Source organism: Vibrio sp. PID17_43 (genome assembly GCF_002608565.1).
GTDB lineage: Bacteria > Pseudomonadota > Gammaproteobacteria > Enterobacterales > Vibrionaceae > Vibrio.
Genome location: NZ_LIXM01000004.1, coordinates 181,566 through 196,446, shown reverse-complemented (window position 1 = coordinate 196,446; position 14,881 = coordinate 181,566). Strand labels below are relative to the sequence as shown.

Annotated in this window: 11 protein-coding genes; 7 read left to right on the top strand and 4 right to left on the bottom strand. The window is 44.2% G+C overall.

All coding sequences use genetic code 11. The annotated features are described in order from the left end of the window. Positions 1-81 precede the first annotated feature (81 nt). The 4 genes from AK965_RS04650 to AK965_RS04635 all read right to left on the bottom strand — a co-directional run bounded on the left by AK965_RS04650 (position 82) and on the right by AK965_RS04635 (position 4,910). Complete coding sequence (locus AK965_RS04650) at positions 82-1,701, bottom strand: alpha-amylase family glycosyl hydrolase (RefSeq protein ID WP_099078506.1); 1,620 nt, start codon at positions 1,699-1,701, stop codon at positions 82-84. A gap of 89 nt (positions 1,702-1,790) precedes the next feature. Further along, positions 1,791-2,297 carry a glycosidase gene (locus AK965_RS04645; protein WP_099078505.1) on the bottom strand — a complete coding sequence of 169 codons (507 nt, stop codon included), beginning with the start codon at positions 2,295-2,297 and terminating at the stop codon, positions 1,791-1,793. A 327-nt stretch (positions 2,298-2,624) separates the two neighbouring features. Beyond that, positions 2,625-3,473: a MalM family protein gene (locus AK965_RS04640; RefSeq protein ID WP_099078504.1), complete on the bottom strand. Its 849-nt coding sequence runs from the start codon at positions 3,471-3,473 to the stop codon at positions 2,625-2,627. A gap of 93 nt (positions 3,474-3,566) precedes the next feature. Next, a complete protein-coding gene (locus tag AK965_RS04635; RefSeq protein ID WP_099078503.1) occupies positions 3,567-4,910 on the bottom strand; it encodes a carbohydrate porin in 1,344 nt (447 codons plus the stop codon). 445 nt (positions 4,911-5,355) lie between these two features. Here AK965_RS04635 and glgX point away from each other — a divergent pair, with 445 nt between their 5' ends. The 7 genes from glgX (at position 5,356) to arsB (ending at position 14,776) form a co-directional block, all read left to right on the top strand. Further along, positions 5,356-7,311: a glycogen debranching protein GlgX gene (gene glgX / locus AK965_RS04630; RefSeq protein WP_099078502.1), complete on the top strand. Its 1,956-nt coding sequence runs from the start codon at positions 5,356-5,358 to the stop codon at positions 7,309-7,311. Between the two features lie 590 nt (positions 7,312-7,901). Further along, entirely contained in the window at positions 7,902-9,614 is a 1,713-nt protein-coding gene (locus tag AK965_RS04625) for a diguanylate cyclase (RefSeq protein ID WP_253252660.1), read from the top strand. Positions 9,615-9,904: 290 nt separating this feature from the next. Continuing rightward, entirely contained in the window at positions 9,905-11,089 is a 1,185-nt protein-coding gene (locus AK965_RS04615) for a multidrug effflux MFS transporter (protein ID WP_099078499.1), read from the top strand. A gap of 348 nt (positions 11,090-11,437) precedes the next feature. Beyond that, on the top strand, positions 11,438-12,391 hold the full coding sequence (locus tag AK965_RS04610) for a M23 family metallopeptidase (RefSeq protein ID WP_099078498.1): 954 nt from the start codon (positions 11,438-11,440) through the stop codon (positions 12,389-12,391). After that, positions 12,295-12,762 (top strand): polymer-forming cytoskeletal protein, encoded by a 468-nt coding sequence (locus AK965_RS04605; protein ID WP_099078497.1) that lies wholly within the window; start codon positions 12,295-12,297, stop codon positions 12,760-12,762. Before AK965_RS04610 ends, AK965_RS04605 begins: the two co-directional genes overlap by 97 nt. A 201-nt stretch (positions 12,763-12,963) precedes the next feature. Next, positions 12,964-13,350 carry a DUF2541 family protein gene (locus AK965_RS04600; protein ID WP_099078496.1) on the top strand — a complete coding sequence of 129 codons (387 nt, stop codon included), beginning with the start codon at positions 12,964-12,966 and terminating at the stop codon, positions 13,348-13,350. Between the two features lie 214 nt (positions 13,351-13,564). Then, positions 13,565-14,776 carry an ACR3 family arsenite efflux transporter gene (arsB, locus tag AK965_RS04595; protein WP_099078495.1) on the top strand — a complete coding sequence of 404 codons (1,212 nt, stop codon included), beginning with the start codon at positions 13,565-13,567 and terminating at the stop codon, positions 14,774-14,776. The last annotated feature ends 105 nt before the right edge of the window (positions 14,777-14,881 follow it).

The following is a 14,881-nucleotide window of genomic DNA, read 5'->3' as shown; positions in this document are numbered from 1 at the left end:
GGGGGGGGGGGGGTAGATAGCATCACTCGGCTTTACGTATTCAATCCTTAACCAACTATCCTTAGATAGCGTCTCAATGGCTTACTGACCGCTTGATGTGACCTTAAAGAACCGACCTTGTAACGACGACATCAGAATTTGATATTGCCCATCGCTTAGCGTGATTTTCTCGTTCGTCAATAAGTCCACCAGCGCTTGGTTACTGCCCACCTGCGTTTCGGTCAACACAACGTTTCTCGCACTTTCTAATGTGTTCAGCACAAACAGAACTTGATCATCACCTGACGTTTTCAGGTCCACATAACTTCCATTGGTTGCGACTACGTTGGTGCGAGTACCCTCGTACAAAGCAGGATGGGACGCACGCATCATCATCAAAGACTTCACATAAGCTTTTAGATCCACTTGATTCGCATCCAACGTTGCGGTGACCCCTTCGATCTTGGCGCTGCTACGAGCCACGTGATCATCACATACGCCTCGGATCGCACAGGTATGGTTGTCCTCTTTGGCAGCAAAGCCATCAACTTGGTCACCAATTTCATCACCGTAATAAAGCGTGATTGGCCCGGTGTAAGCGGCTTGGAAAGCAAATGCGGCTTTATGACGTTGCCAGTATTCCGCGTCATTAACATCAGCCAACCCACCACGTTGCAGCAAATCACCAAAGCGCACTAAATCATGGTTACCTATCATCAAGTTAGGCTGGGCATGGGCTGGGTATTGATTGTGAGTCTGATAGCCATTGTCTAGCCAATCAACATCTCGACCACCGACACCACTCTCATTTACCGCTAAGGTTTCAACCACACGATAGCGCATCGGGAAATCAAACGCAGAACAAAGTGCAGGGGTATTTGCCATTCCATAAGCATCATCCGCGATTTCAGATTCGCCTTTCCAAATTTCTGCCACCATGTAACCCAGTGGGTTGACTCGTTTGCCTTCGCTGTTGGTATAAGTCACGCTTTGTGAGGCTTCATCCACGGCTTTACGAATTTGCGTCCAAGCATCCGTCGGTACTTGGTAGGCTTGATCCAAGCGCCAACCATCAATTTTTAACTCTTTTACCCAATAAGTCGCGACTTCTTTGTAAAAGTCTAAACTTGCTGGGTAATCGACAGGATTGCTTGCACCGGAAGGTAGCAAACCAGATGGAGATGGCTTAATCAAACCGTCTTTGTGGTGACCAAACACGCCATCAAAGAAAACGTATAAGCCTCGCTTGTGCGCTTCATTAACCAACGTTCTCGCGGTTTCCAAATCGCCAAAGCGTGGATCAATCTTAAAATAATCCGTGGCAAAGTAGCCCGTTGCATCTAAACGATCAGCCCAATGATCTTGCCCATCAATGGCTTCCGATTCAAACACTGGCGTCAACCAAATTGCATTCATGCCTAAGTCTTGGATGTAATCGAGCGAATTAATAATACCTTGTAGATCGCCATTGTGGTGACTAGTGCCATAACCCGTACCGTGGCCAATACTCGAGTCACCATCAACAAAACTCTCTACCATGATCTGATAAGTTCGCAGCTGATTACTTTGCTCTATCACATTCGCTTGGCAAGCGTAACTCGTCTCTGGCAATGGTGTGCTACCATCACTTCCACCTGAGGAGTTACACGCGGATAAAACACCGACAACACTCAAGGCAATAAGTGATTTACCGAGCAGTTTTTTATATCGGATATGATGCATTAAAACTCTCCCAGACAAAATTAACCCCAACATGAATTACATGGTGGGGCTAATAAATAAAAAATAAAATCAAATAACCAAATTGAATATTATTGGCACTTACTAACCTTAACATGAAGTGGTTTGCCTTCGCCTTCAAATTGAAGACTCCAAACATATTTACCATCTTCTTTAATATCCACTGAAGTATCCGTACCGTAACCACCAAATGTCAGTTGAGTTAATTCACCCACATTCATTCGATTGCCTTTCGCAGTAAATTGTGGGAACCACAACTCTGTCGCATATTGCATTTTATAAGAACCTGCTTTTTCTTGCGTCACAACTTGGTAGAAGTTATTACCTTTATAAGTGTATTGGCGTTGAGGTACATGTTTCCAATCTGAATCAGCAAACGTACCAACAACAAACAACGGCTTAGAAATTGGACCTTTCGCTGTGCTGTCTGGGTTATCACAAGCCGCCATAAAAGCAACGACTTCATCTTGAGATAGATTAACAATAGGTTCAGCAGCACCTTCTGGTTCTGCCGTCGATTGACAACCAGCAAGAGCAAGAAGTAAGGCAGCAGCAAGTGATGTTTTCATCATGTTCATTTTCACGTTAATTCCTTTTTAATATTCCAAAGTAAATAAAAACTCACCAAGTTGGTAAAGATTTAATATTTAAAAAGAACAAAATATCGAACCATCGATAAATAACATTATTCTATATCTTGCTGAGCCATATTACTTTGAGAGGTTTAATTATTTCCTAATCGATGACAAGTAAGGTTAGGAACACAATTTAATTATTGATCTGTTAAATATAAAAAACAAAGTAAAACAAATAAATTTGTGAATAAGCTAACTATATGTAGGGGTGAGTTTTAGACATTCAAATAGATTAATAAAAAAGGTCAGCATATCGCTGACCTTTTTAAATTATTTTGTATTCACTGCTTTCACAAATACTTCTTGTGCACCTTCGATGCCCAATTCTTTCGCTTCATCAAGCAGTGTTAGTGCTTTCGGAATATTTCCTTCTAAGACTGATGATTTAATCGCTTGATGATAGAAATTTATCGTTTCAGGTTGAACATTTTTCACTATTTTTGATTTTTCCAGTGATGTTGGAATCTCTGGTGCAGATGCCGACTTTGATGGTGAAGTCAAACCTAAAAAAATGCTTTCTCTTTTTATCGAAACGCGAACTTCCCCGAAATCAACGTGTTTTGCAATTGGATCATCAATTGCTGGCGGTACATTTCTTTTTGCAATCGCCATCGCTTTTGCTGGGTGCAATAGCTGGGTATTTTCTTTTAGATCACTTTCTGTAGTATAAATGACTCCGTAAACCTTCTTAATATCAAGAGGCAAGTCCAACTCAACATCACCAAATAACACATCCCCCTTGATGAAGTCATCTTTATCATAATCAAAGTGTTCTGATGAATAATTTCTGAGCAAGTTGAAATCTTGATCATACAAAGCAAGATTAGGAGCAAAAACTTTAAGCCCTTTAACAATACCAGAAACTTCTATAGTTAATTTAGGCTCTGTTACATTAAACAAAAAACCAGTAACAGGGCCAGAAATCGTTTTACTATCTAAGTATTGTGTTCTATCTGAAATATGGATGGAAAAACTAGACGGGATAGATACTTCATGCCAATGTACCTGTTGTATCGACGTAATCGCTTGGCTAGAATCACCGGATGCTTCAAAATCTTGATGACTCGCGCATCCAAACAACACCGACATACCCATTAATATCGACACAATTTTTTTCATTTTACATCACTCCGAATGCAAAAATAGCCAGCCTAACGGCCGGCTACTTATTTATTGATTACACAAACTATTGTTTGCTACGTAGTATTCAGGTTACCACCAAGCTTCGACTTGCGCACCAAACATTAGATCGTTGTTATCCAAAGCCATGTCACCTGTGTATTTAGACGCAAATACACGGATTGCAGGACGCGCCCAGAAGTTGTCACCCGCTTGCCATTGCTGTGCCACAGTAAACTTAGTTAAATCTGTCCATTCACCCGCGCCCCAATCTGCACCAAAATCTTGACGGAAGTGACCCACTTCAACAATCGTGCTCATTGTTTCTGACCACTTGTAACCAGGGCGAACAACAACGCTCATCGCTTTCGCGTCTTCACCATCAGTACCTTTATCTAGTTGAGCGTAAACAACTGAGTACCCTAGGTTCCATTTTTCTGCTTCTACAACACCCCAATCAATCAAACGGAAAGATTTACGCCCTTCTTGACCTAGCTCCATGTTGTAAGAGTCACCAGTGTGGTTACCGACAAAGCCAGCCCAAGCGTAACCCTCTGTAGAATACTGGATGGCCGCTTTGTTAAAGCCCATGCTATGGCCTTGAGTATGCTCCGCAGTAAAGAAGAAGCCTGCTTTGTCTAGACCATAATCTCCAGAGTTTCCGACATTATTATCGATAGCATTTTTTTGAACATCTGTATGCGATGGCTTAGCCGCAAGAAGAATAACTTCTAGGCTACCCTTGTCGTTGGTTTCAATTCCTGTTAGGCGTAGGTCGATAGAATTTGCAGTAGAGTATACTTGTGTGTCTTCCAATGGAGTTTCAACACCGTCAGCATCCGGAGCTGTCAGAGGATTTTTCCACTTATGCTGAACAACAGCAGCATGGAATTGACCAAATCCTAGATCAATATTCTCAACACCAATACCAGCGCCAGAGTTATTTAGGTAGTAGAAGTCCATGATATGGATATCTTTACGACCGTAGTAACGCTCACCACCCCATAAACGCATGCCGTTTGCCATGGTGTAATCAACCCACGCTTCACGGAATGAAGCACGCTCACCGCTCCATGGACTATCTGGATCTGTGCCAATTGATTGGAACGAGTTACCACGTCCGTCTAAGCCGCCATTTTCATAAGTACCGTATGCTGCTAATGTATGTAAGTTGAACGAACTACCGTCTTGCCCCTCCCACACCTTGTTAACGTTGAGTGCGATTTCGGCATAGTTATCACACTCATCACCTAGACGACCAACTGAGTGACCAAACGTTGTTGGACCACCGTTACCGTAACAGTATTGAGAACCACCGTCAGCATTTGCACCAAAACCAGCACGGAAGTAACCATGGAAATCCGCTTCGGCTGCGAATGTAGATCCAGCCATCAACGTGGAAACCACTGCAGCGGCAATTACACTTACTTTTTTCATTCTTAACTCCATTAAGGGTATTTATAATTCTGTCTTCCCTGCTCGCTACTTTAGGCGAATATAGGCAGTAAAAACGCGTCTAAAGAAAGAGAGGTAAGATGGGAACAAGTCCCCGTTTGTTTCAACGGTTTACAGATTATCCAAGGCGCACAAGAATGACGTCCTCCACCCCAAACTAATTTAGGGGGGATGAGAAGGGATGAGAAGAATTACCGAATGGCGTTTTTTCGAGTCAGATCACCAATCTGGGGAGGAATTAGTAAGTATCTCCAATTCTAGATCGCTACAAAGTGATAGCCATTTCATATTTCTGACCAAAATGGATCATAGAAAGTAATTAAATTACAGTCATATTTTTCGGCATAAGGTGGTTGACCTTAGTAAGACAAAGTTTTTTACTTATAGTTCTTAAAGGTAGCAATAAATATTAGAAAAAGACTCGCTAATGACACAACTTCTCTCTCGTCCGTACCCGCTCGGCGCAACCGTGAATCAAGAAGGTTGTAACTTCTCTGTTTACGCCCCGGGTGGTAATGACATTCAACTGGCCTTATTTTCTGACGATGGCAGTTACACTTTGTATGACTTACCCGGCGAACACGCCGGAATTCGCCACACCTTCATCGCAGATATAAAGCCGGGACAAAAATACGGTTATGTAGTGACTCATCATGATGAACCACGACTCATCTCTGACCCTTATGCAAAATCCATAGATGCCGCTCTTCACTACCGCCCTCCTTTCTCTGCCGTTAAAAGCTTCGATATGCCAAAATGTGTCGTCATTGAGGACACCTTTGATTGGCAAGGAACCGAGCATCCTCGCATTCCACGTGAAGAAATGGTGCTATTTGAAACGCACGTTAAGGGATTAACACAGCAGCATCCAGAGGTCCTAGAGGCCACGAAAGGACGTTACTTAGGGTTAGCATCATCAGAGATGCTAGCGTTTTATAAACAACAAAATATCAACACGTTACAATTACTCCCCGTTGCAGCGTGTATGCATGAACCGCATCTACTCAAGATGGATAAGGTGAATTACTGGGGCTACAACCCATACCTGTTTATGGTGCCAGACCCACGCTACGCAGAAAATGACGCAGTAACGGAGCTAAAAACCACCATCCGAGAGTTACACAAACATGGCATCGAAGTGATTCTCGACGTGGTCTATAACCATACGGCTGAAGGTGGTGATGGTCCGACGACCTTCAACCTTAAAGCGCTCGACCCACATTTTTACATCAAACACGGCCAGCACTTCGCAAATTTTACCGGTTGTGGTAACACCGTAGATTTGACTTACCAACCCGCACTGAATTTAGTGATGGATACCCTACGCTACTGGGTGAGTGAGTTTAAAGTTGACGGTTTCCGATTCGATTTAGCGGCTACACTAGGTCGTCAGGGCGACGATTACAATCCAGACGCTGCTTTCTTCAAAGCCGTGGCGCAAGATCCCGTGCTGCGTGAAACCAAACTGATTGCCGAGCCTTGGGATATTGGTCCGAATGGCTATCAAGTTGGCAATTTCCCATTTGGTTGGAATGAGTGCAATGACAAACTGCGCGATATTGCTCGCAGCTTCTGGCGAGGTGATCAAGGTTACTTAAAAGAATTTGCCACTCGCTTGATGGGTTCGCGTGATATTTACAGCGCTGCGAATTGGCCTTACAAACTCACGGTTAACTACATCACGTATCATGACGGTTTCACACTGCAAGATTTGGTCTCGTACAAGCAAAAACACAACGAGGCCAATGGGGAACAAAACCGCGATGGCCACGGTGATAATCGCTCCGAAAACTACGGTGTAGAAGGCGAAAGCGAGAACTTAATCATCATAGCGACACGTGAGAAGCAAAAACGCAACCTCATGGCGAGTCTGCTGTTTGCGTTTGGTATTCCGCATATTCTTACCGCCGATTTGTTATCTCATACCCAACGAGGCAACAACAATGCGTACTGTCAGGATAACGACATCAGTTGGTTAGACTGGTCTAAATCCGAGCGAAAGCATCAATTTATGGCTTGGATGTCGCAGATGGTTGCTAACCGCAATCAGTACATGGTGCCATTCATTCGAGCGTTCAGTGGTGAGCATCGCAACAACAATCGCATTTTTTGGCATCGAACCGATGGTAGTTTAATGGAGCATGACGATTGGAACCGTTTAAGCTCCGTTGCACTTCACTTGGGTATTGGCAAAAAAGGCCAAGAGCTGGTTTATCTGATCAACCAAACCAATGCGCCAGCGCGCTTCAAACTGCCAAATGATCGTGGCCAGGCATGGATAACCGTGTGTGATACCAACGTCCGCAACCTAAACCCAGGACATGCAAAAGGCGAAATGCTGTTGTCACCGACGTCGATGGCGGTATTGCACTACCAGCCATAGAGCTCTCAACCATAGAGCTCTGCCAAGTAGTGATTGCTGCTCGCTTAACGGCGAGCGGCACCTTCTCTCATCATTCTAAACGGCGGGAAACGAACGTGATTAAGAATCGACTCTCCGAACGCTATTTAACCTCAACTCGGGATAAGAAAGTCTACATTGCTTAATTTATGGATGACTTAAGCAAAGCATAGAAGTCAGTACGACTATTTTGGATGGATAACGAGGCAAAATGACAAGACAATAGCGTGTCTATTGCGGTCATTTTAACGATGTTAGGCGCTAAAAGAGCTGTGCTGAATGGCTTAGATTATCCCGAGTTGAGGTTATTTAGTTCAAACTACCCCAAAGACTTTTCAGCACTCGATATAAGCCACGCGCTGGGTTGGTTTTATCGACGTTTCGTGTAGATAAACAGCAGTCAGATCAAATGGCATACCATACGCATTGATGCGCAATTGAAACTAATCTAGTATTGCTGTCCAAATCACACTTATAATATTTGCAGCGTTATTTGGCATATGGCTTTACCCAAATTTTTGATCCGTTTTATACGGCCTTACCTGCTGCTACTCGCAGGTTTCATTGTTTATTTGTCTTACGATCAACTGAGCGACTCAGAGTCGTTAGTTTATCGACAATCTCAAACCAATCTGATCACCGCGAACCGGCTAATACAATCACGAATAGAAGCCGCTTTCAGCAAATTCTATTTGTTGGAATCCGCATTAAAAGCCAATCAACACAACCCAAACAGTCTCGAGTTTACTAACTTGAGTAATAGCATCATCGATTACTCATCACTGTACTCTGCGGTTCTTTACTCAGAGATAAATCATCCAGTAGCGTACTTCCCTTCTGGCCACGTAGCACAACCCGACACAACCCGGCTGACCTGGAATAAACTCAATACCCTCCACGAGGATTTTTATATCTCATCCCTTTATCAAAACCCACAGCAACGTTGGGTATTCGCGATTAAGCATATAAACCCAACACTCAAGCATCAGTTATGGCTAGAATTCGACTTATTCCATACCACCCAGCAACTCCGTGGCTTGAAAATACTCAGTAATGGGTACGTATTCGTTGTTGATCGTGATACTGAACGCTTAGTCTTCCATCCCGACCCAAGTCGAATTGGTGATCCTTCGGTTAGCTTCCATGGTGGAATCAGTAAAAAAGTTGATGATGGGCAACTGTTTGGTAAACACGAATACTACTACCAAGACCATTTTAAACTCTCTGTATTCGATGCTGACAATAGCATGAACTGGGTGTTCATCGCAGGCACAGACCGAGCAGACATTTTTAACAGCAGCTATCCATTTGCATTAATCTCCGGCGTGGTTGCCTCCTTACTCGCACTGGCGATCAGCATTCACTACCTCACTTCACAACTGCATGGCTCCTTAGGTGACTTAAATGGCGTGAAGAACGTAGATGAATTTAAAGCTCAATTGAAACAGGTCCTCAATCGCTTTTGCTACCATCGCGGAATTCAACTGTGCCTCTATGACAGCACCAATTACGGCATTTACATTCTCGACTATCACGGAAACAGACGGCGAGTTCTAACAGATGAGACGTGCACTACACGCTATTCCAAAACTACGCTAACCATCCGCAGTAAAAAATGTAATGACTTGCTTGCTAAGAAACTTAAGATCAACAACAAACACTACTGCATGCCATTATTTGACGGGCACGACCTGATGGCTGTGGTTTATATAAATTGTCGCTTCTCAACCTACAAATACGTACTTAGGTTGATACAATGCTATGCCCAAACAGCACTCGCCAATCTACGCCTACGTGAACGTTTACGTCATCAAGACCCGATAACTCAGTTGGAAAATAAAACGTGTTTGGTAACCCACATTGCCCGAGAACTGGGCACTGAAAACCGTTTCGTCGCGATGATCGATATTGATAACTTTACCTACATCAACGATAAGTATGGTTACCCCGTTGGTGACCTAGTGCTGAAGAAAACCGCCGATGTACTCCGAGAGTATTTTCCTAAACCAAAGGGGGTTTGTCTTGCGCGTTATGGTGGCGAAGAATTCATGCTTCTCTTACAAGCCAATGATGGACTCGATGCGCAGCAACAATTAGACAATTTTAGAATCGCTCTTCAAAACAGCCACCTATCACTAGGCTGTGGTGAACTTCGCTTTACCGCCAGCATCGGCTTTACGCCTCTGGAAGAGAGCTATCACAACGTCATAGACCAAGTTGAGAAAGCGCTTTATCAAGCGAAGCGACTCGGTAGGAACCGCGTGATCCAACTCAACGCAGCATAACGGCATATCAAAAAGTAAAGCCAGAGCTCGATTTTCACTCTGGCTTTTCTTTAGCCAATATTCGAAACTTTCTCTAGGCTCTCCTGATTAGCCAGCTTGCAGTTCTGTATTTTGAAAAACACCGCCTCGTTACCCATTGATTTACCACGCGCTTCACTTTCGTTGCTTATTGAGCACCGCATTCGTTGTTGAGATAAGCTTAGCCCCTTACCCATGGCTTCATTTGGTATTGTCAGCATTAATGAACTTCTGTATGTTGATGCCTCCACCAAAAGAGGCTCACCGCGATCATGAACCGCCCGATTGATTTTAAAACCATCCTACTGGCGTGTTTGATCATCAGTGTTGGTCAACTCAGCATGGGTTTGGTCTTTCCATCTTTACCCTGGATCGCCAAAGACTTTGATATCTCCCTCGACCAAGCTCAGCTACTGGTGAGTATTTACTTACTTGGCTTTGGCCCTTCCCAATTTATTTATGGTCCTGTATCAGATGCGCTTGGACGAAAGAAAGTACTACTGACCGGTTTGCTGATCGCCATGTCTGGTCTTTTGATGATCATCTTCTACAGCCATAGCTTTACTGGCATGGTGATGGGACGTTTCTTACAAGGTTTAGGCACCGGTTGTTGTGCCGTATTGGCGCGGGCATCCACTCGCGATCGTTTTAGTGGCTCGGAGCTGCCCGTCGCCATGTCTTACATTGCGATGGCCGCATCGATTACGCCCCTCATCGCGCCAGTGCTTGGTGGCTTCATTAACTTCCATTTTGGCTGGAGCATGGTATTCATTTCACTATTAGGGTACGTGTCGTTTGCTTGGGCCATTATTGCGCTGCGTTTTCAGGAAACCATCGCGCACCCAACTCCCATTCCCTCACCAAAGAAGATGCTGCTGCAATATCGTGATTTGCTCACTTCACGCTACTTTATGAGCTTCGCCAGCATAGGTTGGCTCAACTTCAGTTTGATGATCACCACGGTATCCGTGATGCCGTTCATCATGCAAAACCAAATCGGCATGACATCAGACGAATACGCAATGTGGGCGTTGATTCCTGCTTTTGGCATGATTTGCGGCACCAGCCTGTGTAACCGTATTCGCCCAATGATTGGCAGTAAAAGAACGCTATTGATGACGCCAGCTTTGCATATAAGTTCAGCGTTATGGCTATTCTTCTGTCCCGTTGAACCCGTTTACTTAATGTTGGGGCAGCTATTGATGATCTTAGGCAACTCGATCGCCTTACCTTGTGCGCAAGCGATGGTCATGCAGCCTTATAAAAAACAAGCAGGTGCGGCGGCAGCCATGTCCGGTGGTGGCCAAATGGTGGTGTCATCGATAGTAAGTATGACGCTGATGCAGTTAGGTCTAAGCCAAGCCTGGCACCTATCATTGGTCATTATGGCGTTCAGCGTCATCACGCTCACCAATATCCTGCGCGGTTTTGGTACGGAGCAGCCTTCAGAGCAGTAAATATGCTTCTTTTCGTTCACCTTTTACGCACTAAGAAAGGATGTGTATCACCGAGCCAATGATGGTACTGGACTGGACAGTTTAACTTAGGTTGATTTTGTTATGCGCGCCTCTACTGAAAAACTCTCGAATCAGGCGAGTTCTTTCCCTCTACCTTAGAATGAAGCAAAGCTAGCGACCAAAATGGCGGCAAGATTAAATTCGACTAACCACTTTTCTTCATTGTCTGAAAACAGCTCACGACCTGACATTTCGCTCTATAACAGAACTAGCGACCTTCCTCACTTTTGCTTACAGTCGAAACCTCCTAATGACGAGGTTTGTAAAACACACGATCCGTAGAGAATTATGAAAGATCAGCTGACGCTCTCCATCTCAACCATTAATGGCTCTAAGCATTGGTACTTCAGTAAAGCGATGCAACGCAATTTAAAAACCTTTTTCGGTCTATTTTTGCTAGCGTTAGGGGCAACCGCATTCCTGATCAATCACCTCTACACTCGTGTCGATGATGCCGTGCTTAAGCAAGCTCAAATGACAGAACACTCACGCAATATCGGGCAAGAACTGAATGATTTAAAAGCACTCAAATCAGAACTTGAGAGCGACTTATCTGAGCGGGAAGAGCGAGTCCAACTTGTATCTGAACGCCTTGGTGATCTGGAAAAAGTACTTGGCGTGAGCAACCACACCGCTAACGACAGCTTAGACACCCGCTTCGACACCGCCGCCATTACTTCGAATGTTCGCATGGTGATGCTAAATCAAATTCCTAGTGGATCTCCGGTTGAAAAAGCTCGCCTTTCTTCTGGCTTTGGTAAACGTATCCACCCTGTCACTAAAGTCTCAAAGATGCACCGTGGATTAGACTTTGCCGTCAACATCGGTACCAAAATCTATGCGCCTGCCGATGGCGTCGTGGAAGTCACTCGCAGAAGCAACAAAGGCTCTGGTAACTTTCTTAGATTGCAGCACTCATTTGGCTTTTCGAGCTCCTATTCACATCTGAAAGCGTTCAAAGTCAAAAGCGGTCAGTTTGTAAAGAAGGGGCAGCTTATTGGGCTCTCCGGCAACAGTGGGCTTTCATCTGGACCTCACCTCCATTACGAAGTGCGCTTTGTCGGACGAGCACTAAATCCAAAGACCTTTGTCGATTGGAACCTCAATGATTTTGAAGATATATTTACTAAGGAACGAAATATACGATGGGAATCTTTAATCAAAACCGTGGAACAACGAGTCGCTCAGCAGCTTCAACTCTCATCGCCAAAGGTTGTACTGTTAGCGGAGAACTCAAAGTAGAAAGCGACATTCAGATTGACGGTCTACTCAGTGGTCAGATCCATGTTGAAGGCACTTTGGTCATCGCAGAGAGTGGACGAGTCAAAGGTGATATCTTCGCTAACCACTTGATTGTTAATGGCATCATCGATGGAAATTGTCATTCTGAGCATATCCAAGTGCTTGCAAAAGGTCGCGTTAGCGGTAAGATTTGGAGCAACAACCTGAGCATTGAACCTGGCGGTAAATTCTTTGGTGAAGCCGCAGAATTACCAGACAAAGAAGTGGTAACACTGCAAAGCAAAACGTCTGAAAGCACGGTTAAGAAAGCACCAGTTAAAAAAGCGAACACAGCAAACAGCGAAAAACAGGCGGCTTCTAAAAGCGCTTAACAAGATGTTTTGTACCCAAGTATCCTCAAGATACTTGGGTATTGTCTGGTGATGATATGGCTAGTTGGTTCATCTAGTCGTCAGCTTTTTCAGAGAAAAGTCAACGCCAGGTAAAACATGACTCACATCACAAAATTTTTCTATCTGATATTCATTCTTCTCGACTATGATTCGCGCTCCTTAATTAGGTTGTTAACTTGAATGAAACTATTTACTACTCTTTTAAGTGCAGCTATCGCTGCAACACTACTGGCATCACCAGCACACGCTGATGACAAATTCACTCTAGGTCGCACAATTTTACTTGAGCACGGTAACCTTGCAGCAAAAATCCCGATGGTTATTTGTCGCAATACTAATGCGATCAAAGTGAAGGCAGAGAAAGACCTAGAATTGAGAAAGGTCGTGGTGAAGTTCCAAAATGGTGATGAGAAAACCATTCGCTTCCACCGCGATCTAAAGAAGAACAAAACGACCGACTGGCGCCACTTCGGTTACCGTCGTTGTGTGAAAAACATTGAAGTTTACGGTAATTCTGAAGGCTCGAAGGCGGGCGTTCGTGTTTACGGTAAAGAAAAGAACGATTAATTTTTTACGTTCAAAATACCAGATTTCAAAAGGTGACCATATGGTCACCCTTTTTTTATCCCCAGATCACCTCACTGAGCCAAATACTTCAAGTTGGCTTGGGTATAGAGCTATTCGTCAGAATATTTTCTTTGGTTCTCAATAATATCCAACCTATTCATATTGCAACTATACTCACATTAAAAGGGCAACCATGTGCTTATGAGGAAAACTGATGAGTGGCATAGAAAAATCGATGCACGACCGCACCATGACAAGTGTATTTGAACGATACCTGACCGTATGGGTTGGGCTGTGTATCGTTATTGGTATCGCCCTTGGTAAAATCGCGCCTAATCTGGCCAGCACACTCGATGGCATGGCCATTTATGTTAATGGGGCTCCCGTCATTTCGATACCCATTGCCATCTGCCTTTTCTTCATGATGTACCCCATCATGGTAAAAATTGATTTTACTCGTGTCGTCAAAACCGGACAGAGTGGTAAGCCTGTATTTCTGACACTATTTATCAACTGGTGCATCAAGCCTTTTACTATGTATGCCATTGCCATGCTGTTCCTAGGCATCTTATTGAAAGGTCTGATCGGTGATAATGCGGTGGATCTGGTCAAAATGCCATTAGGTCTAAACCTACCCGTTGGCACAGCGTATGGTGACGGAATTGTTGTCCTGAAAGACGGTATAAAAATGCTTCAGATCCCGCTTTGGCGAAGCTATTTTGCCGGATGCATTCTGCTTGGTATTGCTCCCTGCACCGCCATGGTTTTGGTTTGGGGTTATCTGGCAAGAGGGAATGATGGACTGACTCTCGTCATGGTTGCGATCAACTCGTTGGTCATGCTGGTTTTGTATGGGGTTCTTGGCGGCTTTTTACTCGGCATTGGTCAACTTCCGGTGCCATGGCAAGCACTGCTGCTCTCGGTCACCATCTATGTGGCACTTCCACTGATTGCGGGTTATTTTTCCCGTAAATGGATCATTAACCATAAAGGTGAAGAGTGGTTTAAAGAGAAGTTTCTGCATATTCTTACGCCAATTACCATTGGTGCACTACTGCTCACTCTCGTGCTACTTTTTAGCTTTAAAGGTGAAACCATTCTAAACAACCCACTGACAATTCTTTGGATCTCGATTCCGCTTTTTATCCAAACAGTATTTATCTTTGCTCTAGGATACTTCGCAGCAAAACTCCTAAATTTATCCTATGAGGATGCAGCACCAGCAGCGATGATCGGTGCATCCAATCACTTCGAAGTAGCGATTGCAACCTCGGTAATGATTTTCGGACTTTCATCCGGCGCCGCTCTGGCCACCGTGGTCGGGGTTCTGATTGAAGTGCCAGTGATGTTAATGCTGGTAAGTATATGCAAGCGTACTTCAGGATGGTTTACTGTCACCAAGTCACGCGTCTCTAAACAACCTTGAGATGCTTGTCAGCGAAAGAAGCTCGATTTGCAGACGCAATAGTCACGTTAAGAAATACACTCTCGTAAGCCGAAAAAAACATCCACACCTTCACCCATTAAGGCC

Coding starts and splice junctions, on each gene's coding strand:
- glgX (WP_099078502.1), top strand. CDS start 5,356: ATGACACAACTTCTCTCTCGTCCGTACCCGCTCGGCGCAACCGTGAAT.
- AK965_RS04650 (WP_099078506.1), bottom strand. CDS start 1,701: ATGCATCATATCCGATATAAAAAACTGCTCGGTAAATCACTTATTGCC.
- AK965_RS04645 (WP_099078505.1), bottom strand. CDS start 2,297: ATGAACATGATGAAAACATCACTTGCTGCTGCCTTACTTCTTGCTCTT.
- AK965_RS04640 (WP_099078504.1), bottom strand. CDS start 3,473: ATGAAAAAAATTGTGTCGATATTAATGGGTATGTCGGTGTTGTTTGGA.
- AK965_RS04635 (WP_099078503.1), bottom strand. CDS start 4,910: ATGAAAAAAGTAAGTGTAATTGCCGCTGCAGTGGTTTCCACGTTGATG.
- AK965_RS04605 (WP_099078497.1), top strand. CDS start 12,295: ATGGGAATCTTTAATCAAAACCGTGGAACAACGAGTCGCTCAGCAGCT.
- AK965_RS04610 (WP_099078498.1), top strand. CDS start 11,438: ATGAAAGATCAGCTGACGCTCTCCATCTCAACCATTAATGGCTCTAAG.
- AK965_RS04615 (WP_099078499.1), top strand. CDS start 9,905: ATGAACCGCCCGATTGATTTTAAAACCATCCTACTGGCGTGTTTGATC.
- arsB (WP_099078495.1), top strand. CDS start 13,565: ATGAGTGGCATAGAAAAATCGATGCACGACCGCACCATGACAAGTGTA.
- AK965_RS04600 (WP_099078496.1), top strand. CDS start 12,964: ATGAAACTATTTACTACTCTTTTAAGTGCAGCTATCGCTGCAACACTA.